General features: G+C 65.5%; 27 protein-coding genes. 7 read left to right on the top strand and 20 right to left on the bottom strand.

Annotated elements, in window-relative coordinates:
• The first annotated feature begins 2 nt into the window (after nucleotides 1-2).
• Together CVO77_RS04725 and CVO77_RS04720 are read left to right on the top strand one after the other, a co-directional pair.
• Nucleotides 3-1,784, top strand: coding sequence for an SLC13 family permease (locus tag CVO77_RS04725; RefSeq protein ID WP_420822541.1), 1,782 nt, complete (start codon nucleotides 3-5; stop codon nucleotides 1,782-1,784).
• A gap of 73 nt (nucleotides 1,785-1,857) precedes the next feature.
• On the top strand, nucleotides 1,858-3,189 hold the full coding sequence (locus CVO77_RS04720) for a dicarboxylate/amino acid:cation symporter (protein WP_105998121.1): 1,332 nt from the start codon (nucleotides 1,858-1,860) through the stop codon (nucleotides 3,187-3,189).
• A gap of 88 nt (nucleotides 3,190-3,277) precedes the next feature.
• On the opposite strand, the gene CVO77_RS04715 is transcribed toward CVO77_RS04720, so the two are convergent.
• Nucleotides 3,278-4,102 carry a hypothetical protein gene (locus CVO77_RS04715; RefSeq protein ID WP_105998120.1) on the bottom strand — a complete coding sequence of 275 codons (825 nt, stop codon included), beginning with the start codon at nucleotides 4,100-4,102 and terminating at the stop codon, nucleotides 3,278-3,280.
• 173 nt (nucleotides 4,103-4,275) lie between these two features.
• On the opposite strand from CVO77_RS04715, the gene CVO77_RS04710 reads away from it, so the two are divergent.
• Complete coding sequence (locus CVO77_RS04710) at nucleotides 4,276-5,667, top strand: cytochrome P450 (RefSeq protein ID WP_106000639.1); 1,392 nt, start codon at nucleotides 4,276-4,278, stop codon at nucleotides 5,665-5,667.
• Between the two features lie 37 nt (nucleotides 5,668-5,704).
• Nucleotides 5,705-6,421, top strand: a complete 717-nt coding sequence (locus CVO77_RS04705) for an extensin-like domain-containing protein (protein WP_242446098.1) — start codon at nucleotides 5,705-5,707, stop codon at nucleotides 6,419-6,421.
• Here the strand turns inward: CVO77_RS04705 and CVO77_RS04700 are convergent.
• From CVO77_RS04700 to CVO77_RS04660, 10 genes are all read right to left on the bottom strand, one after another.
• Nucleotides 6,418-6,768, bottom strand: coding sequence for a HesB/IscA family protein (locus tag CVO77_RS04700; RefSeq protein ID WP_105998118.1), 351 nt, complete (start codon nucleotides 6,766-6,768; stop codon nucleotides 6,418-6,420). The two genes, CVO77_RS04705 and CVO77_RS04700, sit on opposite strands and share 4 nt — an antisense overlap.
• 43 nt (nucleotides 6,769-6,811) lie before the next feature.
• On the bottom strand, nucleotides 6,812-7,291 hold the full coding sequence (locus CVO77_RS04695; protein ID WP_105998117.1) for an SUF system Fe-S cluster assembly protein: 480 nt from the start codon (nucleotides 7,289-7,291) through the stop codon (nucleotides 6,812-6,814).
• Nucleotides 7,288-8,433, bottom strand: a complete 1,146-nt coding sequence (locus CVO77_RS04690; RefSeq protein WP_105998116.1) for an aminotransferase class V-fold PLP-dependent enzyme — start codon at nucleotides 8,431-8,433, stop codon at nucleotides 7,288-7,290. Before CVO77_RS04690 ends, CVO77_RS04695 begins: the two co-directional genes overlap by 4 nt.
• 122 nt (nucleotides 8,434-8,555) lie before the next feature.
• On the bottom strand, nucleotides 8,556-9,284 hold the full coding sequence (locus CVO77_RS04685; protein WP_105998115.1) for a SufD family Fe-S cluster assembly protein: 729 nt from the start codon (nucleotides 9,282-9,284) through the stop codon (nucleotides 8,556-8,558).
• A gap of 145 nt (nucleotides 9,285-9,429) precedes the next feature.
• On the bottom strand, nucleotides 9,430-10,269 hold the full coding sequence (sufC, locus tag CVO77_RS04680; RefSeq protein WP_105998114.1) for a Fe-S cluster assembly ATPase SufC: 840 nt from the start codon (nucleotides 10,267-10,269) through the stop codon (nucleotides 9,430-9,432).
• Nucleotides 10,269-10,733, bottom strand: a complete 465-nt coding sequence (locus CVO77_RS20975; RefSeq protein WP_146130824.1) for a hypothetical protein — start codon at nucleotides 10,731-10,733, stop codon at nucleotides 10,269-10,271. The genes sufC and CVO77_RS20975 overlap by 1 nt, the downstream gene beginning before the upstream one ends.
• Entirely contained in the window at nucleotides 10,730-12,232 is a 1,503-nt protein-coding gene (gene sufB, locus CVO77_RS04675; RefSeq protein ID WP_105998113.1) for a Fe-S cluster assembly protein SufB, read from the bottom strand. Before sufB ends, CVO77_RS20975 begins: the two co-directional genes overlap by 4 nt.
• On the bottom strand, nucleotides 12,229-12,738 hold the full coding sequence (locus tag CVO77_RS04670; protein WP_105998112.1) for an RrF2 family transcriptional regulator: 510 nt from the start codon (nucleotides 12,736-12,738) through the stop codon (nucleotides 12,229-12,231). Before CVO77_RS04670 ends, sufB begins: the two co-directional genes overlap by 4 nt.
• Before the next feature lie 293 nt (nucleotides 12,739-13,031).
• Entirely contained in the window at nucleotides 13,032-13,916 is an 885-nt protein-coding gene (locus tag CVO77_RS04665) for a helix-turn-helix domain-containing protein (RefSeq protein ID WP_105998111.1), read from the bottom strand.
• A gap of 91 nt (nucleotides 13,917-14,007) precedes the next feature.
• Nucleotides 14,008-15,795 (bottom strand): DUF885 domain-containing protein, encoded by a 1,788-nt coding sequence (locus CVO77_RS04660; RefSeq protein WP_105998110.1) that lies wholly within the window; start codon nucleotides 15,793-15,795, stop codon nucleotides 14,008-14,010.
• A gap of 95 nt (nucleotides 15,796-15,890) precedes the next feature.
• Here CVO77_RS04660 and CVO77_RS04655 point away from each other — a divergent pair, with 95 nt between their 5' ends.
• From CVO77_RS04655 to CVO77_RS04645, 3 genes are all read left to right on the top strand, one after another.
• A complete protein-coding gene (locus CVO77_RS04655; RefSeq protein ID WP_105998109.1) occupies nucleotides 15,891-16,961 on the top strand; it encodes a quinone-dependent dihydroorotate dehydrogenase in 1,071 nt (356 codons plus the stop codon).
• Between the two features lie 70 nt (nucleotides 16,962-17,031).
• Entirely contained in the window at nucleotides 17,032-18,723 is a 1,692-nt protein-coding gene (gene ggt, locus CVO77_RS04650; protein ID WP_106000638.1) for a gamma-glutamyltransferase, read from the top strand.
• 139 nt (nucleotides 18,724-18,862) lie between these two features.
• A complete protein-coding gene (locus CVO77_RS04645) occupies nucleotides 18,863-20,689 on the top strand; it encodes an AMP-dependent synthetase/ligase (protein ID WP_105998108.1) in 1,827 nt (608 codons plus the stop codon).
• A 123-nt stretch (nucleotides 20,690-20,812) separates the two neighbouring features.
• On the opposite strand, the gene CVO77_RS04640 is transcribed toward CVO77_RS04645, so the two are convergent.
• From CVO77_RS04640 to CVO77_RS04600, 9 genes are all read right to left on the bottom strand, one after another.
• A complete protein-coding gene (locus tag CVO77_RS04640) occupies nucleotides 20,813-21,262 on the bottom strand; it encodes a hypothetical protein (protein ID WP_105998107.1) in 450 nt (149 codons plus the stop codon).
• A 67-nt stretch (nucleotides 21,263-21,329) separates the two neighbouring features.
• Complete coding sequence (gloB, locus tag CVO77_RS04635; protein WP_105998106.1) at nucleotides 21,330-22,070, bottom strand: hydroxyacylglutathione hydrolase; 741 nt, start codon at nucleotides 22,068-22,070, stop codon at nucleotides 21,330-21,332.
• 70 nt (nucleotides 22,071-22,140) lie between these two features.
• Entirely contained in the window at nucleotides 22,141-22,578 is a 438-nt protein-coding gene (locus tag CVO77_RS04630) for a VOC family protein (protein WP_105998105.1), read from the bottom strand.
• Between the two features lie 9 nt (nucleotides 22,579-22,587).
• Nucleotides 22,588-23,025: an acyl-CoA thioesterase gene (locus tag CVO77_RS04625; protein WP_105998104.1), complete on the bottom strand. Its 438-nt coding sequence runs from the start codon at nucleotides 23,023-23,025 to the stop codon at nucleotides 22,588-22,590.
• 9 nt (nucleotides 23,026-23,034) lie between these two features.
• Nucleotides 23,035-23,802, bottom strand: coding sequence for an alpha/beta fold hydrolase (locus CVO77_RS04620; protein WP_106000637.1), 768 nt, complete (start codon nucleotides 23,800-23,802; stop codon nucleotides 23,035-23,037).
• Complete coding sequence (locus CVO77_RS04615) at nucleotides 23,799-24,053, bottom strand: DUF6356 family protein (RefSeq protein WP_105998103.1); 255 nt, start codon at nucleotides 24,051-24,053, stop codon at nucleotides 23,799-23,801. The genes CVO77_RS04620 and CVO77_RS04615 overlap by 4 nt, the downstream gene beginning before the upstream one ends.
• A gap of 78 nt (nucleotides 24,054-24,131) precedes the next feature.
• Nucleotides 24,132-25,046, bottom strand: a complete 915-nt coding sequence (locus CVO77_RS04610) for an alpha/beta fold hydrolase (protein WP_105998102.1) — start codon at nucleotides 25,044-25,046, stop codon at nucleotides 24,132-24,134.
• A 4-nt stretch (nucleotides 25,047-25,050) separates the two neighbouring features.
• The gene (locus CVO77_RS04605; protein ID WP_105998101.1) at nucleotides 25,051-25,242 is read right to left on the bottom strand and encodes a helix-turn-helix transcriptional regulator; all 192 of its coding nucleotides are present in this window, start codon (nucleotides 25,240-25,242) and stop codon (nucleotides 25,051-25,053) included.
• On the bottom strand, nucleotides 25,239-25,835 hold the full coding sequence (locus CVO77_RS04600) for a hypothetical protein (protein WP_105998100.1): 597 nt from the start codon (nucleotides 25,833-25,835) through the stop codon (nucleotides 25,239-25,241). The genes CVO77_RS04605 and CVO77_RS04600 overlap by 4 nt, the downstream gene beginning before the upstream one ends.
• Nucleotides 25,836-25,854 lie beyond the last annotated feature (19 nt).

Raw genomic sequence — 25,854 nt, 5'->3', positions numbered from 1 at the left:
TGATCGACGCGCTGCGAGCTTTCATCGAAGCGCACCAAGCCGTCCTGGCGCTGGCGATACTCGCGGCGATGTTCGTCGGTTTCCTGATGGAACGCCTGCCCGCGACGGTCATCGCGATCCTTGGGGCCTGCACCTATCTCGCGCTCGGCATCCTCGATGCCGAGGCGGCCTATTCGGTCTTTTCCAACTCGGCGCCGATCGTCATCGGCGCGATGTTCGTGCTGTCGGGGGCGCTAATCCGCACCGGCGTGATCCAGCGCGTCGCCGACGCGATCATGGCGCGCGCCGAAAAGCATCCGCGCCTCGCGATCGTCGAGGTGCTGCTCGGCGCGCTGGTCGCTTCGGCCTTCCTCAACAACACGCCGGTCGTCGTCGTCCTGCTGCCGATCATGATCAAGCTTGCCGAGGTGACGGGAATCAGCGCGAAAAAGCTGTTGATGCCGCTGTCGATCGCGGCGGTGCTCGGCGGCACGCTGACCCTGATCGGCACCTCGACCAACCTCGTCGTCGATGGCATCGTCCGCGACGCCGGGATGCCGCGCTTCGGCATTTTCGAAATCACCCCGATCGGCCTCGTCACCGCGGCATCGGGGATGATCAGCCTTGCGTTGATGTGGTGGCTGCTGCCGTCGGACAAGCCGATCAAGGGCGATGCCGGCGGCGGCGAGGGGCCGCTCTATCTGACCGAGCTGGCGTTGCAGGACGGCGACGATTTGATCGGCGCGCGCGTCGAGGCGTTCAAGGGATTGCCGCGATCGGGGCGCATCGTCGGGGTGCGGCGCGCGTCGGCGACCGTCCACGGCGCCGACCTCGAATGCTGGACGCTGGCCGAGGGGGATCGGTTGATCGTTCGGGTCGACGCCGCGACGCTGATGACGTGGCGCGAACAGCGGCGCTTCCGGCTTGGCATCGGCAGCGGCAACCCGGCCGAAAACGACATGGTCGTCGAAACGATGGTCGCCCCGACCCACCCCTCGATCGGCCAGCGGCTGGTCGACATCCCATTCCTGCAGAAAATCCGGGCGCGGATCATCGGGCTCGACCGGCCGCTGCACGAACCCGGCCCCGACCTGGCGAGCGTGCGCATCCGTGCCGCCGACCGCCTGCTGGTCACCGGCGGCCCGCGCGAGGTCGAGGCGCTGCGCGACAATCCGGGGCTGATCGGCGCCGACCTTGCCAAGACGCGCGCCTTCCGACGCGGCAAGGCCTGGATCGCGATCCTGTGCATGGCCGGGGTGGTGACGCTCGCCGCGCTCGAGGTGATGCCGATCGGCGTCGCCGCGATCATCGCGATCGGCGTCATCCTCGTGACGCGCTGCATCGACAGCGACGAGGCGTGGGGGACGATCGACGGCGACGTGTTGATCCTGATCTTCGCGATGCTCGCGGTCGGTGTCGGCCTCGAAAACAGCGGCGCGGTCGCGATGATGGTCGGCTGGGTCAAGCCGCTGCTGGCCGAGGCGCCGCGCTGGGTGCTCGTCTTTGGCATCTATTTCTTTGCGCTCATCCTGTCCGAACTGCTCAGCAACAATGCCGTCGCGGCGCTGATGACCCCCGTGACCCTCGCGATCGCCGCCGAACTGGGCGTCGATCCGCGGCCGTTGGTGATTGCGCTGATGATCGGCGCGTCGGCCTGTTTTGCAACGCCGATCGGTTATCAGACCAACACGATCGTTTATGCCGCGGGCGATTATCGCTTTGTCGATTTCGTCAAGATCGGGGTGCCGCTGAACATCATTACCGGCGTTTCGACCTGTCTTGCGATCGTCTTTTTCCTGACCTGACGGCATCGGTTGCGCGGGTTCTGGCGCGCCGCTAGGGTCGCGCCTTCAGTGTCGCACCAAGGGGGAATCGACGATGGCCGAAGCAAGCATGACGGCGGCGGCCGCGAGCGAGGATGCCCGCGCCCGGCGGCTGCAATGGCGGATGCTGATCGGCTTTGTCGCCGGGCTGCTCGCGGGGCTCGCGGCTTATTATGGCGCCGCCGATGCGCCGTGGGTCGACACGGTGTCGACCTATGTCACCGGCCCGATCGGCCAGATTTTCCTGCGCCTGCTGTTCATGCTGGTGATCCCGCTGCTCGTGTCGGCGCTGATCGTCGGCGTCGCCGAAATGGGGGAGATGCGCGCGCTCAAGACCGTTGGGCTGCGCACGCTTATCTATACCGTCGCGGTGTCGTCGATCGCCGTCGCGATCAGCCTCGCCGTGGTCAACGCGCTGCAACCGGGGGCGGGGGTTGATCCGGCGCTCGCGCAGTCGCTGCTCGCCGAAGGCGCGGCGCGCGCGGGGTCGATCATCCGCGACGCGCATGAAGCGAAATCGGGGATCGACGCCGTCGTCGCCATCGTTCCCGACAATTTCTTTTCGGCGATGAGCCAGAACGACGTGCTTGCGGTGATGTTCTTCGCCCTCTTCTTCGGCGTCGGGCTGATGCTGGTGCAGACGCCGCAGACGCAGGTGCTGAAGACCGCGATCGAGGGCGTGTTCGAAGTCGCGATGCGGCTGATCGGCCTGGTCATCCAACTCGCGCCGATCGCGATCTTCTGTTTCATGTTCAACCTCGCCTCGCATTTCGGCTGGGACCTGATCGTCCGGCTGTCGGCTTATGTCGGGGTCGTGCTGCTCGCGCTGGGCCTCCAGATGTTCGTGGTGTTTCCGATCATCCTCAAGACGCTCGCCAAAAAGTCGCCGACGGCCTTTTTCCGCGAAACGCAGGAAGCCTTTGTGATGGCTTTCGCCACCGCCTCGTCGAACGCGACGCTGCCGACCTCGCTGCGCGTCGCGCACGACCGGCTCCACCTCCCCGACCGGGTCGCGCGCTTCGTCCTGACGATCGGCGCCACCGCGAACCAGAACGGCACCGCGATGTTCGAAGGCGTGACGGTGATCTTCCTCGCGCAATTCTTTGGCATCGACCTGACGCTGACCCAGCAGATTTCGGTGATGCTCGTGTGCATCCTCGGCGGCATCGGCACCGCGGGCGTCCCGGCGGGCTCGCTGCCGGTGATCGCGCTGATCCTCGCTTCGGTCGGGGTGCCGCCCGAGGGTATCGGGCTGGTGCTGGGGGTCGACCGCTTCCTCGATATGTGCCGCACCGTGCTCAACGTGATCGGCGACCTTGTCGCCGCGACCGTCGTTGCGGCGGGGGTCGACGACGATGCGCCGGCGGCGGCTGCCTCCTCCGGCTGACCGCCCCCGTCGCGCCCTGTTTCTCACGGGTGAGGATATGATGACCGACGAGCGCCCGCCGCTCGCCGATCGTTGATTGCTCCAGCGATTATTGCGGACGTTCGTGGCGGCTTTCCGACCGCTTGGGGGGCGTCGCCCGTCGCGGCGCGGCCGGTGGTGCGCTGCGCGCCGCCGGTGGGGCCGGGCGTGCGACGGGCGCCGCCGGTCTTGCTGCGGAGGGCCGGGCTGTGGGCGGCGTCGCCGGTGCGGGCGCCGTGGTCTGCGGGCGGCGGGGGCCGTTCGCGCCGGGCGACCAGTTACGCGGCGGGCGCGCGCTGCCGCTGTCGCCCGGCCGCGGCCGGTTTGGACGCGCCGCGCCGGGGCCGTGATCGGGGCGGCTCGGCGTGGCGGCGGTCGGCGGCGTGCCTGGCGCCGCGCCATGGGGAGGCCTTCCGCCCAGGCCGCCGTGATCGCCGGGATTCCAGCCGCCGGGACGGCCGGGCTTGCCGTCGTGGTTGCCCTGGCCGGGCTTGGGGGTCCAATTACCCTTGCCCGGACGATCCTTGTGATGTTGCCACCACGCCCGGCGGCCGCCCCAATAGTTCAGATATTGGCCGCGCAGCGGGTAGCGGTTGCGGTAGCTGTCGAAGACCCACATGCCGTAGCCCGGATAATAATAATCGTCGTACCAGCCGCCGCCGAAGCCGATCTGCGCGAAGCCGCCGCCATAATCGGCCGCGTCGTAGCAGTCATAGCCATAGCCGTCGTCATAGGCATAGCCGTCGCTGTCATAATAATCTGCGCCATAGCGCGACGCGCAGTCGCCGCCGGCATAGCTGCTGCTGTTGACGTCGCCATAATAGCAACCGCCGAGCGTCGTCGTCGCGAGCGCGCCGAGCGCGATGGAGAGAGAGCGCCTGATATTCTGGGGCATGATCTTGTCCTTTGCGGATCAACGGATACCACCCGTCATCTTGGGTGCCAGATTGCGCGAGTCGAGTTGAATTTGCGGTGAATGGAGGTCACGCTCCGAAAAGGGCTTACTTGCATTGATGTCAGTAGTTCGATAGCCTCGGGCCAACCGCAATGATGGACGAGGTCTCGCGCATGAATGCCCCGGCGAAATTCACATGGTCGGAAGATCGATTCGGACCCGACACGGCGCATTGGTTGCCGCGCAGCCCGGAGAGCGTGCTCGATCATATTCCGGGCGAGGATGGTCTGCCGCTGATCGGCAACACGCTCGAACAATTGCGCGACTATCCGGGTTTCGCGCGGCGGATGGTTGCCAAATATGGCCGCGTCTATCGCAACAACAGCTTCGGCGGCCGCAGCATCGCGCTGCACGGGCCGGAAGCGAACGAACTCATCATGTTCGACCGCGACAAGATATTCTCGTCCGAACAGGGCTGGGGTCCGGTGCTCAACCTGCTGTTCCCGCGCGGGCTGATGCTGATGGATTTCGAAAAGCACCGTGCCGACCGCAAGGTGCTGTCGGTCGCCTTCAAGCCCGAGCCGATGCGCCATTATGCCGAATCGCTGAACGACGGTATCCGCGACCGCGTCCAGGCATGGAGCGGCAAGAGCTTCAAATTCTATCCCGCGATCAAGGAATTGACGCTCGATCTGGCCGCGACCAGCTTTCTCGGTATCCCGTGGGGGCCAGAGGCCGACAAGGTCAACAAGGCGTTCGTAGACATGGTGCAGGCGTCGATCGGCGTCGTGCGCCGCCCGCTGCCCTTCACCGCCATGGGGCGCGGCGCGAAGGGGCGCGCCTTTCTGGTCGATTATTTCAGCAAGATGGTGCCCGAGCGCCGCGAGGGCGCGGGCGAGGATATCTTCAGCCAGATCTGCCGCGCCAGGGACGATGACGGCGCCTATCTGTCGGTCGATGCGATCGTCGATCATATGAATTTCCTGATGATGGCGGCGCACGACACCATCACCAGTTCGGTGACGTCGATGGTCTGGATGCTCGCGAAACATCCCGAATGGCAGGACAGGCTGCGCGAGGAGATGCTGAGCGTCGCCCCGGCGGGCGAGGGGGTCGGGCACAACAGCCTCGGCGAGCTTGAGATGACCGAATGGGCGTTCAAGGAATCGCTGCGCCTCGTCCCCCCGGTGCCGACCTTTCCGCGCCGCGCGCTTCGCGATTTCGAATTCGGTGGCTATCGCATTCCCGCCGGCACCAGCGTCGGGGTGAGCCCCGCCTTCACCCACATGATGGCGGAACATTGGCCCGAGCCCGAGACTTTCGACCCGATGCGCTTTGCGCCCGAGGCGGCGCGCGAGCGGCACAAATATGCCTGGGTTCCCTTTGGCGGCGGCGCGCATATGTGCCTGGGGCTGCACTTCGCCTATATGCAGGCGAAAATCTTTTTCCACCATGTCGTGACGACGCATCGGATCACCGTGCGCGAAAACTATGCGCCCGAATGGCAGATGCTGCCGATCCCGCGCCCGAAGGATGGGCTGATGGTGACGTTCGAACCGCTCTGAGCTTGCCCGGCGGCGTCGCGCGCGCCATTTGAGGCGCGTGACAAGTCTTCGCTCCTATCTGACCTGGCTCGCCGTCGCCGTGCTGCTGACGCTCGGCGCGATCTGGGCGATCGGGTGGGCGAAGGATCATCCCGAGCATTTCCCCGGCGCACGGTTCGAACTCGCTCATCCGCGGGGCTGGGCGACGCATCGCAAGCTGGTGGGGTTTGCTGCCGACGATGCCGCCTGCTTCGCGGCGTTCGACCGCGCGAAGGCCGGCTATCTGCGGCGTCCGGTGGTGGGGCGGGGGATATGCCGCGCGAGCCAGCGCATGATATTGACCGGCGACCGGCTGGTGCCGACGATGCGGCCCGCGAACGTGGCGCCGGGATGCGCGGTGACCGCCGCGATGGCGCTGTGGACGCGCGATGTCGTGCAGCCCGCGGCGCGGAAATATTTCGGCCAGAAGGTCGTCGAGCTCGAAAATCTCGGCAGCTATAATTGCCGCAAGATCGCGGGGCAGGGCGCGCAGAGCGAGCATTCGACCGCCAATGCGATCGACATTTCCGCCTTCATCCTAGCCGATGGCACGCGCATCTCGCTGGTCAACGACTGGAAGGACGAGGATGTGCGGAGCGAATTCCTGCACGCGGTGCGCGACGGATCGTGCGGCCTGTTCAGCACGGTGCTGTCGCCCGATCACAATGCCGCGCACGCCACCCACTTCCATCTCGACATGGCGAAGCGAGCGTTTGGCCGGACGGTCTGCCGTTAAACGGTGAAGCTTTCGCCGCAGCCGCATTCGCCCTTGGCGTTGGGGTTCTGGAAGACGAAGCCCGCGGCGAAATCATCCTCGACCCAGTCCATGACGCTGCCGATCAGATACAGCACCGACGCGCCGTCGATGTAAAAGACGCCGCCGGGCGTCTCGATCCGCTCGTCGAACTTCTGTTCTTCGGTGACATAGTCGACCGAGTAAGCGAGCCCCGAACAGCCGCGGCGCGGGGTCGACAGGCGGACCCCGATCGCGCCCGCGGGCGCAGCCGCCATCAGCGCGGTAACGCGCGCTTCGGCGTTCGCGGTCAGCGTCACCGCGGCGGGACGGGTTTTCAATGACGTCATTTCAAACTCCTTCCCCTCTCCCGCAAGGGGAGAAGGGGCTAAATCACAGCATTCCGAGTTCCAGCCGGGCCTCGTCGCTCATATTCTGCGGCGACCACGGCGGATCCCAGACGAGATTGACCTCGGCATCGCCGACCCCCGGCACCGCGCCGACGCGCAGTTCGACCTCGGCAGGCATCGATTCGGCGACCGGGCAGTGCGGGGTCGTCAGCGTCATCGTGACCAGGACATGCCCCTCGTCGATCTCGACATTATAGATCAGGCCAAGATCATAGATATTGACCGGAATTTCCGGGTCATAAATATCCTTGAGCGCCCCCACCACGGCTTCGTAAAGGTCGCCGCCGACCGCGTGCGGATCGGCCTCGGCGGGCTTGGCGGCCAGAAAGCCCTCCAGATAGTCGCGCTTGCGCTCGAGCTTCGCGTTCATCGTTTCCGGGGCGGGCTCGATATCCCCGACGCGCGCTTTCGGCGGCGCTTCGACGCTTTCGACTTCCTCGATCCGAATCCCGTTATCGCTCATCCGAAAATCCTTTCGACGCGGGCGAGGCCGTCGATCAGCGCCGCCACATCATCGTCATTGCTGTATAGTCCAAAACTCGCGCGCGCGGTCGCGGGCACGCCCAGATGCGCCATCAGCGGCTGTGCGCAATGATGCCCGGCGCGGATCGCGACCCCGCTTTCGTCCAAGATAGTGCCGATATCGTGCGGATGAACCCCCGCCATCGCAAAACTGACGATTCCGGCGCTGTTTTCGGGGCCGAACAGCGTGATGCTGTTCTTGCGCGCCAGCGCCTCGCGCAGGCTGGCGACCAGCAGGGCCTCATGCGCATGGATCGCCTCGACGCCTACGTCCGTGACATAATCGACCGCCGCGGCGAGGCCCAGCGCCTCGATAATCGCGGGGGTGCCCGCCTCGAAGCGGGTCGGGGCGGGGGCGTAGGTCGTCTTTTCGAAGGTCACCCGGTCGATCATCGACCCGCCGCCTTGCCATGGCGCCAGCGCATCGAGCCTGTCGCTCCACAGCACGCCGATGCCGGTGGGGCCGTAAAGCTTGTGTCCCGAAAAGACATAATAGTCGCAGCCGAGCGCCGCGACATCGACCGGCAGGCGCGGCACCGCCTGGCAGCCGTCGATCAACAGTTCGGCGCCGACCCGGTGCGCAAGGTCTGCCGCGCGCGCGACGTCGAGCGGGCTGCCGAGCACGTTCGACACATGGGCCAGGGCAACCATCGTGTGTTCGGGGGTGAGCAGCTTTTCGGCGGCGTCGAGGTCGATCCGGCCGTCTTCGGTCAGCGGGCAGACGTCGATCTGCCATCCCGCGAGCTGCCACGGCACGATATTGCTGTGATGTTCGAGCGTCGAGAGCAGCACGCGGCCCTTTTTCGGGTGCGCATAAGCGACGAGGTTGATCGCCTCGGTCGCGCCGCGCACGAACGCGACCTGCTCGTCGGTCGCGCCGATAAACGCCGCGATCCGCCGCCGCGCCGCTTCATAGGCGAGCGTCATGTCGGCCGAGCGGGCGTAAACACCGCGGTGCACCGTCGCATAGTCGCGGCCCATCGCCCGGACGGTCGCGTCGATGACGGCTTGCGGCTTCTGCGCGGTGGCGGCGCTGTCGAGATAATGCCAGCCGGGGGTGAGGCCGGGAAACTGGTCTCGCATTCCCTTAAACCCGTTCGGGCTGAGCTTGTCGAAGCCCTGTTCTGCCTTTTCCACACCCGTCGAAGAAGAAAAGGACGGCCCTTCGACAGGCTCAGGGCGAGCGGGGATTTGGGTGCCAGAGTTCACACCAATTCCCCCAGCTTCGCCAGCGCCAGTTCCTGTAGCCGCGCCTCATCCTCGGCGCCGTCGAACACGCCGGCGACGAACGCCTGCAACATCAGCTTCTTCGCCTCACCGGGCGGAAGCCCGCGCGATTGCAGATAATAGAGCGCCATGGCATCGAGCTCGCCGATCGCGCAGCCGTGCGCGCATTTCACATCGTCCGCGAAGATTTCGAGTTCGGGCTTGGCGTTCGCGGTCGCGCTGCGGTCGAGCAGCATCGCTTTCACATCCTGCGCGCTGTCGGTGGCTTGCGCATCGCGCGCGACCGCGACCTTGCCGAGATAGGTGCCGGTGGCGGTGCCGCCGAGCACCGAGCGCACGACCTGCCGCGACGTCGCGCCGGGCTCTGCATGGGTGACGGTCGTGATGATCTCGAGATTTTGCGCGCCGCCACCGATCTGCGCCGCGCCGAGATGGAAGTCGGCGCCTTCGTGGAGCGTCACATCGAGTTCGATGCGGCCGTAGGCGCCGCCGATGTTGAGGATATGCAGTTGGGCGACCGCGCCTTTGCCCAGCACCATTTCGATCTGCCGGATTTCGCCCGCATCCTGCACGATCGCACGTTTGAAGTCGCCGCCCGCAGGCACGATGATGCTCTCGGGCGCAGGCAGCGGCCAGAGGCGCGCCAGCGCCTCTATATCGCTGTAACGCCAAGCTTCGTCACGGCGCGAAGGAAGGGTACCGGTCATACGATCCTCCCCCAACGGGGGAGGGGGACCACCCATAGGGTGGTGGAGGGGCACAGGAGGTTATCGCAGCGCTCGACTGCACGTGCCCCTCCACCATCTTCGATGGTCCCCCTCCCCGTTCCGGGGAGGATCGGATTGCGCGTCATCACGCCACCACCTCCGCATAGCCATGTTCTTCCAGTTCGTGCGCCAGTTCGGGGCCGCCCGATTTGACGATGCGTCCACCCGCCAGAACATGGACGAAATCGGGCTGCACATAGTCGAGCAGGCGCTGGTAATGCGTGATCAGCAGCACCGCCTTGTCGGGCTTGCGCATGATGGCGTTGATCCCGTCGCCGACGGTGCGCAGCGCGTCGATATCGAGGCCGCTGTCGGTCTCGTCGAGAATCGCGAGCCTGGGATCGAGGATCCCCATCTGCACCATCTCGTTGCGCTTCTTCTCGCCGCCCGAAAAGCCGACGTTCACCGGGCGCTTGAGCATGTCCATGTCCATCTTGAGCAGCCCGGCCTTTTCGCGCGCCAGCTTCAGGAAGTCGCCGCCTGACAGCGGTTCCTGCCCACGCGCCTTGCGCTGGGCGTTCAGGCTTTCGCGCAGGAACTGGACGTTCGACACGCCGGGGATTTCGACCGGATATTGGAACCCCAGGAACAGGCCGGCGGCGGCGCGCTCATGCGGGTCGAGGGCGAGGAGGTCCAAATCCCCCTCCCGCTTGCGGGAGGGGTCGGGGGAGGGCATGTCGAGGTTGGGCGCTGCCGAAACAGACCCTCCCCCGACCCCTCCCGCAAGCGGGAGGGGGGAAAATGTCACCGACCCCTCGGTGACTTCATAACCGGGCCGCCCGCCGAGCACATAGGACAGCGTCGACTTGCCCGCGCCATTCGGCCCCATGATCGCATGGATCTCGCCCGCGTTGATGGCGAGCGACAGACCCTTCAGGATCGGCTTGTCGGCGACGGTGGCGTGGAGGTTTTCGATTTTGAGCATTATTTGATCGCTTCATTTTCACACATGAGGTCGAGGTTTGCTTGGACGATCCTGCTCTGTCGTTCGTCCAGCGATTTCAGCTCAGGGCCGGACAACATGTAGAATCGCTGCCAGTTCGACCTGCAAAGATCGATAGCGCTGGCACATCGGCGCGCCATTTCGTTTTGCGCGCCTGACGTGGAAGTGCCTCCATGCTCGCCAAGGAATTTTTGGCCTGCTCTTTCGAGGCAGGCATCCATGCCAAACATACTGTAATTCCCAGCCAGAAAAGCGGCGCGACATTCATCTGGAGAAAAAGACTTTTTACACCGCTGGTCGGCTTGCAGGCGTAGTCGATCAAACCGATCGCTACCGATCCTGCGCTCGAAGTAGCTTTCTTCCCGGTCGGTGGCGGCATCAGTCGAAACCATTGCATTCGTTGGATCGGAAAATGCTGAGGCAGCAAAAAAGAATATGCTGATCACCCCACGCTCCCCTCAAGACTGATTCCCAGCAACTTCTGCGCCTCGACCGCGAACTCCATCGGCAGTTGCTGCAACACTTCCTTGGCAAAGCCGTTGACGATCAGCGCCACCGCTTCTTCCTGCCCCAGCCCGCGCTGCATCGCGTAGAAAAGCTGGTCGTCGCTGATCTTGCTCGTCGTTGCTTCATGCTCGACGGTCGCGGTCGGGTTGCGGACTTCGATATAGGGGACGGTGTGGGCGCCGCAGCGGTCGCCGAGCAGCAGGCTGTCGCACTGGGTGAAGTTGCGCACGCTCTCGGCATTGGGCGCGACGCGCACCAGTCCGCGATAGCTGTTGTTCGACTGGCCCGCGCTGATCCCCTTGCTGACGATGGTCGAGCGGGTGCGCTTGCCATTGTGGATCATCTTGGTGCCGGTGTCGGCCTGCTGATAATTGTTCGTCACCGCGACCGAATAAAATTCGCCGACGCTGTCGTCGCCGTTGAGCACGCAGCTTGGGTATTTCCAGGTGATGGCGCTGCCGGTTTCGACCTGCGTCCACGACACCTTGCTGCGCTTGCCCTGACACAGCGCGCGCTTGGTGACGAAATTATAGATGCCGCCCAGCCCCTCGGCATTGCCGGGATACCAGTTCTGGACGGTCGAATATTTGATCTCGGCATCGTCGAGCGCGATCAGTTCGACCACCGCGGCGTGGAGCTGATTCTCGTCGCGCATCGGCGCGGTGCAGCCCTCAAGGTAGCTGACATAGGCGCCCTTGTCGGCGATGATCAACGTCCGCTCGAACTGCCCGGTATTTTCGGCATTGATACGGAAATAGGTCGAAAGCTCCATCGGGCAGCGCACCCCCTCGGGCACATAGACGAACGTCCCGTCCGAAAAGACCGCGCAATTGAGCGTCGCGAAATAATTGTCGTGCATCGGCACGACCTTGCCGAGCCACTTCTTCACCAGCTCGGGATATTCGCGGATCGCCTCGCTGATCGACAGGAAGATCACGCCCGCGCGCTTCAATTCCTCGCGGAAGGTCGTCGCGACGGAGACAGAGTCGAACACCGCGTCGACCGCGACCTTGCGCGCGCCTTCGACGCCGGCGAGCACCTTTTGCTCCTCGATCGGGATGCCGAGCTTTTTATAGACTTCGAGGATTTCGGGATCAACCTCGTCGAGGCTGGCGAGTTTGGGCTTCGCCTTCGGCGCCGCGTAATAATAGGCGTCCTGATAGTCGATCGGCGGGACGTTGAGCTTCGCCCAGTCCGGCGTCTCCATCGTCTGCCAGTGGCGAAACGCCTTTAGTCGCCAGTCGAGCATCCATTCGGGCTCGTTCTTCTTCGCGCTGATGAAGCGGACCGTATCCTCGGTCAGCCCCTTGGGGGCGAAGTCGGTCTCGATCGCCGAGGACCAGCCATGCTCATAATCGGCGACTTTCGCGGCGGCGTCATGCGCGGCCTGGTCCTTGACGGGGAGGTCTTGCACGGGGAGTTCGGTGTTGTCGGTCATGCTTCTATCCTCCCCTCCCGCTTGCGGGAGGGGCTGGGGGAGGGGGTGTCGGTCGGGTTGGCGGCGCTTACAGGCCCTCCCCAAACCGCTCCCGCGAGCGGGAGGGGTTTAACGAGGCTCGCCAGGCTGATACCGTCGAGCGCCGCGCGCACCGCGCCGTTGACGACGCCGAGATGGGGCTGGACCTGACAGGCGCCCTCGAAACCGCAATCGTGCCGCCCTTCGTCGCAGCAGGCGGTCAGCGCGATCGGCCCTTCGACCGCCTCGATGATATCGGCCATGCTGATCGCCGCCGCGGGCCGCGCGAGGCGGATGCCGCCGCCGCTGCCGCGCGAAGCGACGAGCAGGCCGGCGCGGGCGAGGCCGCTCACCAGCTTTTGCGCGGTCGGGCCCGGAATCCCCGTCTGTTCGGCGAGCATCCCGGCGCTGAGCGCCACCGACCCGCACTGGCGCGCGGCGGCGCTCATCAACACCACGGCATAATCGGCAAGATTCGACAGGCGCACGGGTTTCCTCGCTGGAATTGCGAATGATTCTTAACTGGAGTAAATTACTCCACTTATATAGGCGAAGCGCGCGCGCGGCGCAAGCAAGCGCGATTTGCGGGCCCCAAAGAAAAAGGCACCCGCCCGGCCGAAGCCGAACGAGTGCCGAGATGAAGGTCTCTATCCTCGGTAGAGGAAGAGCTCTTCTGGGTCGCAAGGCCGGATTATGCCGACCGGATGATTCGCGATTGGATGGAAACGCCAAATCGTCGTTCGGCGTGATTTTCTTTCGTCCCGTCTTGAGACGACTGGAATCAGGTGTCCGAAACGAGTGGGCTGACCTTGCCCGTCATCTGCTTGCGGCCCCGCGTCGTCGCTTCGGTATAGAGCGTCGGGCGGGCGAGCTGGCCCGGCGTCGCGCCCGCGAAGCGCTTCATTTCGCGGATCAGGTGCGACTGGTCGTAAAAAGCGTCGCCGAGCTGCGCCTCTTCCAGACATTCGCCGCGCGCGAGGGCCGAGGCGGCGCGCACCGCACGATATTTGCGCGCCAGCATGCGCGGCGACAGGCCGTAATAATGTTTGGTCATCCGCTCGACCGAACGGATCGACATGCCCGTCGCCTCGACCAGGTCGGGAACCTGCGGCGACGCCGACCGGGTCAGCCATTTGTCGACCGTGCGCGTGAACCACACCGGCGCGGGTTCGTTTTTCTTCAGGATCTCGCGCACGAAATTATTGGCGATCACCAGCCGCGCGGCAGTGTCGGTGGCGCCGACCAGCGTTTCGATCACTTCGTCGATCCAGCTCCCGAACAGGTCGGCGGCGTCGATCGCGCGATCGGTCAGCCGGTCGGCATGGTCGCCCATCAGCGTCGCCCAGCCCGCGGGCATCATCCCGAAGCCATAGATGCGCAGGGGGCCGCGGCCGATCGCGCGCACGCTGCCGCTCGTCGGACCGATGATCGTCGCGCGCCCGGCGGGAAAGCGATGGCCGTCGGGAAAGACATATTCGCCCTCGGCCATGCTCATGATCCGGAATTGCGGGCGGTCGGCGCGCTCGACCTCGTCGAACAGCGGCATGTCGATCCGCACGAAGTAAAAGCTCGACACCATTTCCGCCAGATCGGGATCGGGCGGGAAATATTGGAGCTCGAACGGCGTATCGCCGTCCGCGCCCGCTGGCGTAGGTGTTTCCGACATCGCGAGATCGACCCCAGGCAGCTTTGTTGCCGCCTTTTTCTACCTGCTATAATTTTCCATTTGTTGCGGTGCGTCAAGCCGCAATTCTGCGTCAGCCTTTCTTCTCGCTGGCGATCCAGGCGTCGACCCGGCGCTCCAATATGTCGAGCGGCACCGGGCCCGATTGCAGCACGGCGTCATGGAAGGCGCGAAAGTCGAATCGCGGCCCCAGCGCGGCCTGCGCGCGGGTGCGCAATTCCATGATCTTGAGCTTGCCGATCAGGTAGGCGGTCGCCTGTCCGGGATAGACGATATAGCGCTCGATCGCCTTTTCGATGTCGCCGTCGGGGTTGGGGGTATTGTCCTTGAGATACTGGATCGCCTGTTCGCGGCTCCAGCGCTTGTCGTGGATGCCGGTGTCGACGACGAGGCGGCACGCGCGCCATAATTCCATCCCGAGCCGCCCGAAATCGCTGTAGGGATCGGTGTAGAAACCCATGTCCTTGGCGAGTTCCTCCGAATAAAGGCCCCAGCCCTCGGTGTAAGCGGTGAAGCCGCCAAAGCGGCGGAAGGGCGGCAGGCCGGTCAGCTCGGTCTGCACCGCGCGCTGAAGATGATGACCGGGGACGCCCTCATGATAGGCGAGCGCCTCCAGCTCGGTCTTCGACATGTCGCGCAGGTCGTAGAGATTGACATAATAGGTGCCGGGCCGCGACCCGTCGGGCGAGGGGGAGGAATAAAAGGCCTTGCCCGCCGATTTCTCGCGGAACGCCTCGACCGCCTTCACCTGCAAGGGCGCTTTCGGCAGCGTGTTGAAGAAAGCGGGGAGGCGCGCCTCCATCGCTTTCACCTTGGTGGCGACGTCGGACAGATAGGCTTCGCGGGTCGTATAATAATATTGCGGGCTCGTGCGCAGATGCTCGAAAAATTGCGGCAGCGTGCCCTTGAAGCCGACCTGCTTCCTGATCGCGTCCATCTCGCCGTGGATCCGCGCGACTTCGGCAAGGCCAAGGTCGTGAATCTGCGCGGCGCTCATGTCGGTCGTCGTGTAATTGGCGAGCAGCGCTTCGTAATATTGCTGGCCGCCCGGCATCCGCCAGACGCCGTCCTCGGTCGGCGCGGCCGCCTGTTGCCGCGTCATCTCGGCGAGCAGGCGGGTGTAGGCGGGGGCGGCGCTTTCGGTCCAGGCGGCCTGCGCCGCCGCAACGAGCCGCGCCTTTTCGGCGGCGTCGATGTCGAGCTTGCCGACCTTTGCCGTGATATCCTCGATCACCGCATTGTCGGGTTTCAGCAGGTTGCGGATGTCCGAAAGGACATAGGCATAGACCCATTTGGGCGGCGCATAGCCCTTTGCGGCGCGGTCGGCCGATTGCGCCGACAGCGCGTCGAGGAGCGGGCCGAGCCCGCGGATGCGCGCGACATAGGCTTCGGCCTCGGTCGTATTGGCGACGCGGTGGATGTTGATGAGGAAGGCGGGAAGCTGGCTCTGCGCGCCGTTCATCTGGTCGAAGATATAGCCATGGTCGCGCCAGGCGAACAGCCGGTCGGCGCGCGCCGCCTGCGCGTTGAACAGCTCGAACGACAGGGCATCGTCGGCGGTCATCGTCGCCGGGTCGAAGCTCGCGCGCATCGCTTCCGCGCTCGCCTGCTGCAATTTGTGACGGGCGACCGCGGTGTCGTCGCTGACATCATCCCAGCGGCCATAGTCGGCGTCGCGAATGCCGCGATAGGCCTTGCCCTGCGGCGACAGCGAAAGCAGGGCCTCGTCATATTTCTGGAAGAAACCCGCCAGATCGGCACCCGCCGGCGGCTGGTCCGGCGCGGCCTCCTTCGCGGGTGTCGCGACATCGGGCTGTGCCGCGCAGCCGGTGACGGCGAGCGCCAGCAGGCTGGCGGACATAGTGGCGATCAGGCGGCGGTGCGACACGATTTTCTCCCTGTTTTCCGGTTATGCCGGGCTTGCCATAGGGGGCTCGCGCGCGCAATGGCGGGCGCATGTCGCTGTTCGCTTCCGCCGCCGATGCCGCCTATGCGCTCGTTCGCCCGCTCGTCCACGCCACCGACGGCGAGGCGGCGCATAATCTGACGCTGAGTGCGCTCCAGCCGCTGCCGCGCGCGCGCCGCGCGCTGACCGGCCCGGTGCTGGCGACCGAGCTTGCCGGGCTGCATTTTCCGAACCCCGTCGGGCTTGCGCCGGGTTTCGACAAGGATGCGCGCGCCGCGCACGCCATGCCGCATTTCGGCTTCGGCTTCGTCGAGGTCGGGACGCTGACCCCGCTGCCGCAGGAGGGCAATCCGCGCCCGCGCCTGTTCCGGCTGGTCGAGGATCGCGCGGTGATCAATCGCATGGGGTTCAACAATGGCGGGCAGGCCAGGGCGGCCGAGCGGATCGCCTGCCTGCGCCGTTACGGCCTGCCGGTGCCGCTTGGCATCAATATCGGCGCGAACAAGGACAGCGCCGACCGCATCGCCGACTATGCGAAGGGCACCGCCGCGATGGCGCCGCTTGGCGACTATCTGACGGTGAATATCTCGTCGCCGAACACGCCGGGGCTGCGCGCCTTGCAGGACAAGGGCGCGCTCGAAGCCTTGCTCGACGGAGTCGCGGCGGCGCAGCCGAAGGGCGCGGCAAAGCCGGTTTTCCTCAAGGTCGCGCCCGACCTTGAACCCGCCGACATCGACGATATCGTCGCGGTCGCCTTCGACAAGGGGCTTGCCGCCGTGATCGTGTCGAACACGACGATCGCGCGGCCGCTGCTCGCGTCGCGCCATGCCGGTGAGGCGGGCGGGCTGTCGGGCGCGCCGCTCACCGCATTAGCGCTCCAGCGGGTCAGGGATTTCCGTGCCGCGAGCGGCGGCAAGCTGCCGTTGATCGCCGTGGGCGGAATCGGCTCGGCGGAGCAGGCGTGGGACCGCATTCGCGCCGGCGCGAGCCTGATCCAGATTTATTCGGCGATGGTCTATGAAGGGCCGGGACTGGCGGCGCGCATCGCGCGGGGGCTGGAGACGCTCGCTGCGCGCGACGGATTCGCGCGGGTGAGCGACGCGGTGGGGGTGGACGATTGATTCCTTCCTTCCCGCTTGCGGGAGGGGAACGGGGTTGCGCTTGATGGACCCCCGCGCCAAAGTTGCGGCCATGATCAAACGACTCCTTGCGCTGTTCAGCCTGTTCGTCCTTGCTTTTCCCTCGCTTGCCGCCGCGCAGGGCGTGACGTCGTCCGCCGATCCGCGCGCGACCGAGGCGGGGCGCGAGATTTTGCACGAGGGCGGCAGCGCCGCCGACGCGGCGGTCGCGATGGTCGCGGTGCTGACTCTCGTCGAGCCGCAGTCGAGCGGCATCGGCGGCGGCGGCTTCATGGTCTATCACAATGCCGAGGACGGCAGCATTTCGACGATCGACGGACGTGAAACCGCGCCCGCCGCGGCGACGGGCGACCGCTTCCTCGGCCCCGACGGCAAGCCGCGTCCCTATATGGACATCATTCCCGGCGGACTGTCGGTCGGCGTCCCCGGCAACGTCCGGCTGATGGAAATGGCGCACAAAAAATGGGGCAAGCTCGAATGGAAGGCGCTGTTCCAGCCCGCGATCAAGCTCGCCGAGACCGGCTATCAGGTCACCCCCGCGCTCAACAACTGGCTCGTCCAGTTCGAGCCGGTGTGGAAGGATTTTCCGGCGGCGCGCGCGATCTATTATGTGGGCGGCAAGCCTGCCCCGGTCGGCACGACGATCAAAAACCCCGCCTATGCCGCGATCCTGCGCGAGATTGCCGCGCGCGGTCCCGAAGCCTTTTATGCGGGTGCCAATGCAAGGGCGATCAGCGACGCGGTTGCGAAGGCGCCGCGCAACGCCACGCAGCTCACGCTCAAGGATCTCGCCGCCTACAAGGCCAAGGAGCGCCCGGCGGTCTGCACCACTTACCGCATCTACAAACTCTGCGGCATGGGGCCGCCCTCGTCGGGCGCGACCACCGTGTTCGGCATCCTCGGCATGCTCGAAGCCTATGACATGAAGGCAATGGGCAAGGATAGTCCGATGAGCTGGCACCTGCTCGCCGAAGCGATGCAACTCGCTTACGCCGACCGCGCGGCCTATCTCGGCGACAGTGATTTCGTCGACGTGCCGGTCAAGGGGCTGCTCGACAAGGCCTATCTGGCCGAGCGCCGCCAGCTCATCTCGCCTTATGGCGCTGCGGGCCATTACGAACCCGGCACGCCGCCCGGCGCCAAGCCGCGCGCCGCGGCGCCGCCGGTCAAGGAGCAGGGGACGACGCATTTCGTCGTCGTCGACAAGGACGGCGACGTGATGTCGATGACCTCGACGGTCGAGAGCATCTTTGGCAGCCAGCTCATGGCGAACGGCTATTTCCTCAACAATGAGCTGACCGACTTCGATCACGCGCCAACCAAGGACGGCGTGCCGACGCAGAACCGGGTGGAGGCGGGCAAAAGGCCGCTCTCCTCGATGTCGCCGACGATCGTCTATGGTCCCGACGACAAGGTCGTGCTCGCGCTCGGATCGGCGGGGGGCAAGCGGATCATCATGCATGTGACCAAGACGCTGATCGGCGTGCTCGACTGGGGGCTCGACGCCAAAGCGGCGATGGAGCTTCCCAACCTCTTCTTCGGCCAGCAGGGCGTGCTGATCGAGAATGACGCGGCGGGCGAAGCGATCGCCGCGAAGATGAAGCCTTTCGGCTACAGCTTCACGCCGACCGATCTCGGCTCGAAGCTCAACGCGATCGAGCGTGTCGGCGACGGGTGGCGCGGCGCCGCGGACCCGCGCGGCCCCGGCAACTCATCGGTCGATGGTGCGCCCGCGCAGAATTAGGGATATGCTTGTCATCATTGCGAACGAAGCGAAGCAATCCAGGGCGGCGTAGACGGGCTCTGGATTGTTTCGCTTCGCTCGCAATGACGCGGTGTTTGAACGACAAATAATCTTCCAATCTCGCCGGGAGAGGCCAAGAATGAAGCTGGAAAACCCCCATCTCGACTATTTCCCAAGCCTGGTCGCGATGTTCTTTGACCGCGCGAGGCGGGGCGGCGAAGATCCGTTCCTCTGGCGCAGGGCCGATCGTACGTGGCAACCGCTGAGCTGGCGGCAGGTCGCCAACCAGGTCGCGGCGCTCGCGCATAATCTGCGCGAACAGGGGCTCAAGGAAGGCGACCGCGTCGTGCTGGTCAGCGAGAACCGGCCCGAATTCTGCATCGCCGACCTTGCCATCATGGCTGCGGGCTGCATCACCGTGCCGACCTACACCACCAATACCGAGCGCGATCACCAGCATATCCTGAGCAACAGCGGCGCGAGCGCGGTGATCGTGTCGACCGCCAAGCTCGCCCGGACGCTGATGCCCGCGGTGCTGCGCTCGACCGCCAAGCTGGTGATCAGCATGGAAAGCCTGCGCGTCGGCCAGCAGGGCGATGTCCGGATGCTCGACTGGGAACCGCTGGTGACCGGCGGCGAGGCATGGCTCGAAGAGGCGAAAGCACGCGGGCAGGCGATGACGCGCGACGACATCGCCTGCATCATCTATACCAGCGGCACCGGCGGCGCGCCGCGCGGGGTGATGCAGCATCATGGCGCGATCCTCCACAATGGCGCGGGCGCGGCCGAGATTCTCGTCAATGATTTCGGGATCGGCGAGGATGAAACCTTCCTCTCCTTCCTGCCGCTCAGCCACGCCTATGAACATTCGGGCGGCCAGTTCCTGCCGATCATGGTCGGCGCGCAAATCTATTATAGCGAGGGACTCGAAAAGCTGGTCTCGAACATCGAGGAGACGCAGCCGACGATCATGGTCGTCGTGCCCCGCCTGTTCGAGGTGATCCGCGCGCGGATGATCAAGTCGGTCGAGAAACAGGGCAAGCTTGCGAACTGGATGCTGAACCAGGCGCTGCGCGTCGGCGAAAAGGATTATGAGCGGCGCATGGGCGTGTTCGACCGGCCGGTCGACCTGATCCTCAACAAATTGTTCCGCCCCAAGATCCAGCAGCGCTTCGGCGGCCGGATGAAGGCGCTCGTCTCGGGCGGCGCGCCGCTCAATCCGGAGATCGGGGTGTTCTTCCACTCGATCGGGCTGACCCTGCTCCAGGGCTATGGGCAGACCGAGGCGGGGCCGGTGATCAGTTGCAACCGCCCCGCGGCAGGGCTCAAGATGGACACCGTCGGCCCGCCGCTGATGAACACCGAGGTCAGGATCGCCGACGACGGCGAGATACTGGTGCGCGGCGAACTGGTCATGAAGGGCTATTGGCGCAACCAGCCCGAGACCGAGCGCGTCCTCGTTCCCGATCCGGCCGAGCCCGACAGGGGGCCGTGGCTGCACACCGGCGACATCGGCCATATCGACGGGCAGGGCCGCATCGTCATCACCGATCGCAAGAAGGACCTGATCGTCAACGACAAGGGCGACAATGTCTCACCGCAGCGCGTCGAGGGGATGCTGACCCTCCAGCCCGAAATCCTCCAGGCCATGGTCTATGGCGACAAGCGCCCGCACCTCGTCGGCATCCTCGTTCCCGATCCCGAATGGATGGCCGAATGGGCCGAGGCCGAAGGGCTGCCCCAGGATTTCGCGCGGCTTCGCGAGCATGAAAAATTCCGCGCCGCGATCCGCGCCGCGGTCGACCGCGTCAACGGCCAGCTCTCGGTGATCGAAAAGGTGCGCAAGTTCGACTTCGCCGACGAAGCTTTCACCATCGAGAATGAGCAGATGACGCCGTCGATGAAGATCCGGCGGCACGTCCTGAAGCAGGTCTACGCGGACAGGATCGCCGCGCTGTATAAATAGCGAATCATATAAGACTCGTCGCCCCCCGCCTTCGCGGAGGCGACGTTGCAATGGATGCAGGCGGGGATGCGACCCGAAGAGCTCGGTGCAAACCGGAACCCCGCCCGCGACCGAGCCGGGGGCTCAGTCAGCGTCCCCCGCCGGTTTGCGATAGGGGACGAACGGACCAAAGACGCAGGTCGGACCGCGGATGCCGCTGCTGCGGTCGACCAGATGGAAGAAATCGCCCTCGCAGGTCGACGAGCCGAACTGGCGCACGACCATGATATCGCTGTCGCGCGCGAGGCCGGGGCAGCTTCCCTTGAGGTCGTTGCGATAGACGAGCTTGCTGCCCGAGCGATAGAGCAGGATATCGTCCGAAATGCGGATCGTCTCGGCCGAGCGGTAGTTGGGCAGGCACTGGATCGGCTCGCCCGGCACCTTGCCCGCGAGCTGCTTGTCGAGTTGCTCGGCCTGTTTGGGGCTGAGCGCCGCGGCGCCCGCCTGTGCGGTGCCGCCGGGGGCGCAGCTTGCGATCATCGGCGCCGCCAACAGCGTCAGCGCCGCGGCGCGGATCAGCTTGGTCCTTGTCATTGTCAGGCTCCTTGCAGCATCGGTGATGCTGGCGGTTTCAAAGTGAATGGGGGGTGAAGCGGCGTCATCAGGCGGCATCTTTCAGCGCGCGGATGCGGCCGAGCTCGGCCGCTGTCGGCGCGCGGAGAAAGGGGTTGGTCGCGCGTTCGGCGCCGATGCTGGTCGGCACCGTCGCTTCGCCCGCCGCGCGCGCCGATTCGACCTGTGCCAGCCGCGCGGCGAGCGCGGCATTGCCCGGATCGACCGTCACCGCGAAGCGCGCGTTCGACAGCGTATATTCGTGCGCGCAATAGACGCGCGTCGCATCGTCGAGCGCATCGAAGCGCCGCATGTTCGCGAACATCTGTTCGGCGGTGCCCTCGAACAACCGGCCGCAGCCCATCGCGAAGATCGTGTCGCCGACGAAGATCGCGGCATCGTCGGCAAAATGATAGGCGATATGCCCGGCGGTGTGCGCGGGCACGTCCCAGACCTCGGCGACATGCGCGCCGAGCGCGACCCGGTCGCCACCCGTCACCTGCACGTCGAGCGTCGGGATGCGCGCATATTCCGCCGCCGGGCCGGTGATCGTGCAGCCGCCCCATGCCTTGGCCGCTTCCTTGATCGCCGCGTTGCCGCCGGTGTGGTCGGGGTGCCAATGGGTGTTCCAGATGTCGGTAATCGCCCAGCCGCGTGCCGCCGCGGCTTCGAGCACGGGGTCGGCGACGGCGGGATCGACCACCATCGTCGCCTTGCTGGCGGGATCGTGGACCAGCCAGACATAGTTGTCGCTCAGGGCCGGAATGCGGACGATGTCGAGCGGGCTCACTTATATCTCCTTTCTTTCCGGCCTCATGCCTCCCAGACGGAGTGCCGGGGGGCCAGCCTTGGCCGGCGCCTTACCAGACGCCGGTGTTGGGCATCGAGGCCCAGGGCTCCTGCGGCGGCAAATGGCCGTCCTGGAGCAGCTCGACCGAAATACCGTCGGGCGAGCGCACGAACGCCATATGGCCGTCGCGCGGCGGACGATTGATCGTCACCCCGGCGTCCATCAGCCGCTGGCAGGTGGCGTAGATATCGTCGACGCGATAGGCGAGGTGGCCGAAATTGCGGCCGCCATCATAGGTTTCGGGCGCGCTGCCGTCGGCGGGCGGCCAGTTGTAGGTCAGCTCGACCTCGGCGACCCCGGCCTGTCCCGGCGGGGCGAGAAAGATCAGGGTGAAGCGCCCCGCCTCGCTGTCGAAACGGCGCACTTCTTCCAGCCCGACCAGTTTGAAGAAATCGATCGTGGCGTCGGGATCTGATACGCGGATCATTGTGTGAAGATATTTGGTCATGCCACTACATTAGGCGCGAAGTGTCCGACCTTCAAACTCTTCGAACAGGGACAGGAATTCTTGCGGAACCGGCGCGGGCGCACCCTGCGCCTCGGCGACATGGACATAGATCAGCTGGCCGTCGGCGCGCAGATCGTCTTTCCCGGCGCCATGCAGCTCGAACATATAGGTCATCGAGCTGGTGCCGACGCGCGCGCAGCGCACGCAAATGTCGATTTCCTCGTCGAGCAGGATCGGCGCGCGATAGTTGAGTTCGGCGCGCGCGACGTGGAATTCGGGGCTTTCGAGCGCCGGCCAGCGGTCGTAAACCCCCACCATGCGCCAATATTCGGTGATGCCGATGTCGAAATATTCGAGGTAGCGGCTGTTGAACACCACCGCCTGCGCGTCGATTTCGGCATAGCGGACGCGCTTTCGGACGTGGAACGGGAAGTCGCTACGGGCCATGGAAATTCTCTAATTTGCGGTCGCGAGGCGCGCGACCGTGTCGATCAAAAGCGCGATGTCGGTGTCGCGCGACAGCCGGTGGTCGCCGCCCTTGACCAGCGTCACCTGCACATCCGCGCTGGCGAGCGCGGCGGCGAGGCGAAGGCTGATGTCGGGCGGCACGTCGCCATCCTCCTGCCCGTGCAGCAGCCGCACCGGACAGGCGAGCGGGATGTCGGCGCCGAGCAGCCGGTTCGCCTCGCCCGACTGGAAAAAGCCGCGTGTGGTGACATAGGGTTGGTCGCCATAGGGCGTTTCCTCGACCAGCGCGCCTTCGGCGAGGATGATCGCCTTCTCTTCGGGGGTGAAGCCCCAGTCGGTGAAATCGGGCGCCGCCGCGATGCCGACGAGTCCCGCGACCCGCGAAGGCCCGTCGCGGCGGACGAGCGCGAGCGCGGTCAACAGCATCAGCCAGCCGCCCATCGACGATCCGACGAGCAGCACCGGCCCTTCCGCCTTGGCGTCGATCAGGTCGAGCACGTCCCCGCGCCAGTCGAGCAGGGTCTGATCGGCGAACAGGCCATCCGACAATCCGCACCCGGCATAATCGAGCAGCAGGCACGCGCGTCCTTCGGCGGCGGCCCAATCGAACAATGCGGTCGCCTTGCCGCCCGCCATGTCGGACATATAACCCGGCAGGAAGACGATCGTCGGTCCGTGGCCCGCGACGTGGCGATAGGCAAGGCGCGGGCGGCCGGGCCGATCGAGCGTGTCGGGTGCCGTTTCCACTTGTGTCAGATGACCCAGTCGACCGTGTTCATCTGGATCGCGGCCAGCCCCTTGGCGGCGCGCTGTTCGACCATGATCTTGTTCAACCGGCGGATCGTGTCGCTGCCGGTGGTGATGCACCAGCCGGGGACGAGAGCGTGGATCAGCGCGCAGACGCCGCCAAAGATCATCGTCACCCCGAATTTCGATGCGACGCCGAAATGTTCGACATAATTTTCGTCGACGCTTTTCGGATGGTCGACAAACAGGCGCTTGAACATCGGGGACGGCTCCTTTCCGGTTGCGGCCGCCCTAGCGGGAGAGGCTTTCTCCCGCAAGGGCGGCGCGTCGCGAAGGGGTCAATCCGCCAGAAACGCATCGACCGCGGCGGCGAAGGCGTCGGGCTGGTCGAGCATGATGAAATGGCGGCTGCCGTCGATGCGCTTCAATGTCGCCGTCCCGGCGGCGGCAAAGGCGCCCTTGTAAAGGCCGTCGACGATGTCCGCGGGCATCGCGCTGGCGTCGAGTGGATAGAGCATCGTGAAGGGCGCGGTGATCGCGCCGAGTTCGGGGCGCAGGTCGGTGGTCATGTCGTCGTACATCAACTGCGCCGCCACTTTCGCATTCGCCGCCCGCGTCCACGCCTTGACCTGCGCGCGGCCCGCCTCGGTCGCCGACATGATCTGCAGGGTACGATCGTCGGCCTCCGCTGTATCCTTTGCGGCGAGCATCTTCTGCATCGCGGCGGCCTGCGGCTCGACCGTGGCGACGGTCGCGGTCGGGCCGAACAGCATGCCGAAGAAGGGCAGGCTGTCGACCACCATCAGCTTGCCGACATCCCTGGGTTTGCGCGCCGCGATCATCATCGCGGTCAGGCCGCCGAGTGAATGGCCAATGATGGCCGGGGCGGGCCGACCCTGGTTGACGATGCAATCGTCGATATAATCGGCGATTTCGCGCATCATCGGCTCGAGCACCGGTCCCTCGGCATTGAGGCCCGGCGCATCGCCGCTAAAGCCGCGCACTTCGACGAGATGCAGGCGATGCGTCGCTTTCAGTCGCACGGCGGTCGCCGCCCACACAGCGCGCGGCGACGACAGGCCGGGGATCAGCACGACATCGGGGCCGTTACCTTCGACCTCGACAGTGATCCGCTTGCCCTCGATCAGGCCCGATCCGCAGACGGCGCCGGGTTCGGCCGCATCGGCGCGGGTCGCGGTCAGGTTGGCGACCAGCAGCAGGAAGAGGATGGGGATGGCGAAAAAGCGCTTCATGGCGTCAATCCTTCAGGAAAATGGCTTCGATCGGCAGGCCGAACAGATCGGCGATGCGAAAGGCGAGGGGGAGCGAGGGGTCGTATTTGCCCGTCTCGATCGCGTTGACCGACTGGCGCGACACCTCGAGCCGTTCGGCCAGGTCGCCCTGGCTCCAGTCGCGCTCGGCGCGCAGGACTTTCAGGCGGTTCTTCATGCGCCGCGCACCCTGTTCACCAACTGGCCGAAGCCGAGGCCGATGCACCAGACCGGCACGGCGGCCCATGCCGGGACATCGGGCGCGACCTCGAACGTCGTCAGGAAGCCCCAGAAGGTCGCGGTGGCGAGCAGCAGGCCGGTCGCGATCAGCGCCGCGTTGACCGTGCGCGCGCGTAGATATTCGTCCTTTTCCTCGATGACATAGCGCGCCATCGCCCAGATCATCGCAAAGACGGGAAGGGTGGGCAGCAACGCCAGCAGCGCCGCCACCGGCTTCGCGACATCCTGCCCCCGCAGCAGCAGCAGCCCGGCGCCGAGTCCGATGACATAAGCAAAGGAGGCCCCGAGCATCCGCCGGTTATAGCGCCGCGCCACGGTCGAGGCGCATCCCGTCACGCGCTGCATCCGCTCGGTGGCGCGCACCATCGGGATCAGCAGCAGCATCGGCAGGATCATCACCGCCGTTGCCCATGGCCCGGACAGGACATGTGTGACGCTCAGCACCATCGGGGTGCCGAACATGGCGACGAAAAAAGCGGCGGCCCAGAGCAGGGTGGCGCGCTTGGCAGAGGAGGCGTCGGTGGTGGTCATGTCAAGTTCCCTTGAGTTT

This window comes from Sphingopyxis lindanitolerans (assembly GCF_002993885.1).
GTDB classification, from domain to species: Bacteria; Pseudomonadota; Alphaproteobacteria; order Sphingomonadales; family Sphingomonadaceae; genus Sphingopyxis; species Sphingopyxis lindanitolerans.
The sequence above is the reverse complement of the archived record's forward strand: the minus strand, read 5'-3'. Positions and strand labels throughout refer to the sequence as shown.

Coding starts and splice junctions, on each gene's coding strand:
- CVO77_RS04710 (WP_106000639.1), top strand. CDS start 4,276: ATGAATGCCCCGGCGAAATTCACATGGTCGGAAGATCGATTCGGACCC.
- CVO77_RS04600 (WP_105998100.1), bottom strand. CDS start 25,835: ATGACCACCACCGACGCCTCCTCTGCCAAGCGCGCCACCCTGCTCTGG.
- ggt (WP_106000638.1), top strand. CDS start 17,032: ATGATCAAACGACTCCTTGCGCTGTTCAGCCTGTTCGTCCTTGCTTTT.
- CVO77_RS04645 (WP_105998108.1), top strand. CDS start 18,863: ATGAAGCTGGAAAACCCCCATCTCGACTATTTCCCAAGCCTGGTCGCG.
- CVO77_RS04630 (WP_105998105.1), bottom strand. CDS start 22,578: ATGACCAAATATCTTCACACAATGATCCGCGTATCAGATCCCGACGCC.
- sufB (WP_105998113.1), bottom strand. CDS start 12,232: ATGACCGACAACACCGAACTCCCCGTGCAAGACCTCCCCGTCAAGGAC.
- CVO77_RS04640 (WP_105998107.1), bottom strand. CDS start 21,262: ATGACAAGGACCAAGCTGATCCGCGCCGCGGCGCTGACGCTGTTGGCG.
- CVO77_RS04700 (WP_105998118.1), bottom strand. CDS start 6,768: ATGACGTCATTGAAAACCCGTCCCGCCGCGGTGACGCTGACCGCGAAC.
- CVO77_RS04655 (WP_105998109.1), top strand. CDS start 15,891: ATGTCGCTGTTCGCTTCCGCCGCCGATGCCGCCTATGCGCTCGTTCGC.
- CVO77_RS04625 (WP_105998104.1), bottom strand. CDS start 23,025: ATGGCCCGTAGCGACTTCCCGTTCCACGTCCGAAAGCGCGTCCGCTAT.
- CVO77_RS04605 (WP_105998101.1), bottom strand. CDS start 25,242: ATGAAGAACCGCCTGAAAGTCCTGCGCGCCGAGCGCGACTGGAGCCAG.
- sufC (WP_105998114.1), bottom strand. CDS start 10,269: ATGCTCAAAATCGAAAACCTCCACGCCACCGTCGCCGACAAGCCGATC.
- CVO77_RS04695 (WP_105998117.1), bottom strand. CDS start 7,291: ATGAGCGATAACGGGATTCGGATCGAGGAAGTCGAAAGCGTCGAAGCG.
- CVO77_RS04685 (WP_105998115.1), bottom strand. CDS start 9,284: ATGACCGGTACCCTTCCTTCGCGCCGTGACGAAGCTTGGCGTTACAGC.
- CVO77_RS04610 (WP_105998102.1), bottom strand. CDS start 25,046: ATGAAGCGCTTTTTCGCCATCCCCATCCTCTTCCTGCTGCTGGTCGCC.
- CVO77_RS04660 (WP_105998110.1), bottom strand. CDS start 15,795: ATGTCCGCCAGCCTGCTGGCGCTCGCCGTCACCGGCTGCGCGGCACAG.
- CVO77_RS04665 (WP_105998111.1), bottom strand. CDS start 13,916: ATGTCGGAAACACCTACGCCAGCGGGCGCGGACGGCGATACGCCGTTC.
- CVO77_RS04720 (WP_105998121.1), top strand. CDS start 1,858: ATGGCCGAAGCAAGCATGACGGCGGCGGCCGCGAGCGAGGATGCCCGC.
- CVO77_RS04690 (WP_105998116.1), bottom strand. CDS start 8,433: ATGCGAGACCAGTTTCCCGGCCTCACCCCCGGCTGGCATTATCTCGAC.
- CVO77_RS04615 (WP_105998103.1), bottom strand. CDS start 24,053: ATGTTCAAGCGCCTGTTTGTCGACCATCCGAAAAGCGTCGACGAAAAT.
- CVO77_RS04715 (WP_105998120.1), bottom strand. CDS start 4,102: ATGCCCCAGAATATCAGGCGCTCTCTCTCCATCGCGCTCGGCGCGCTC.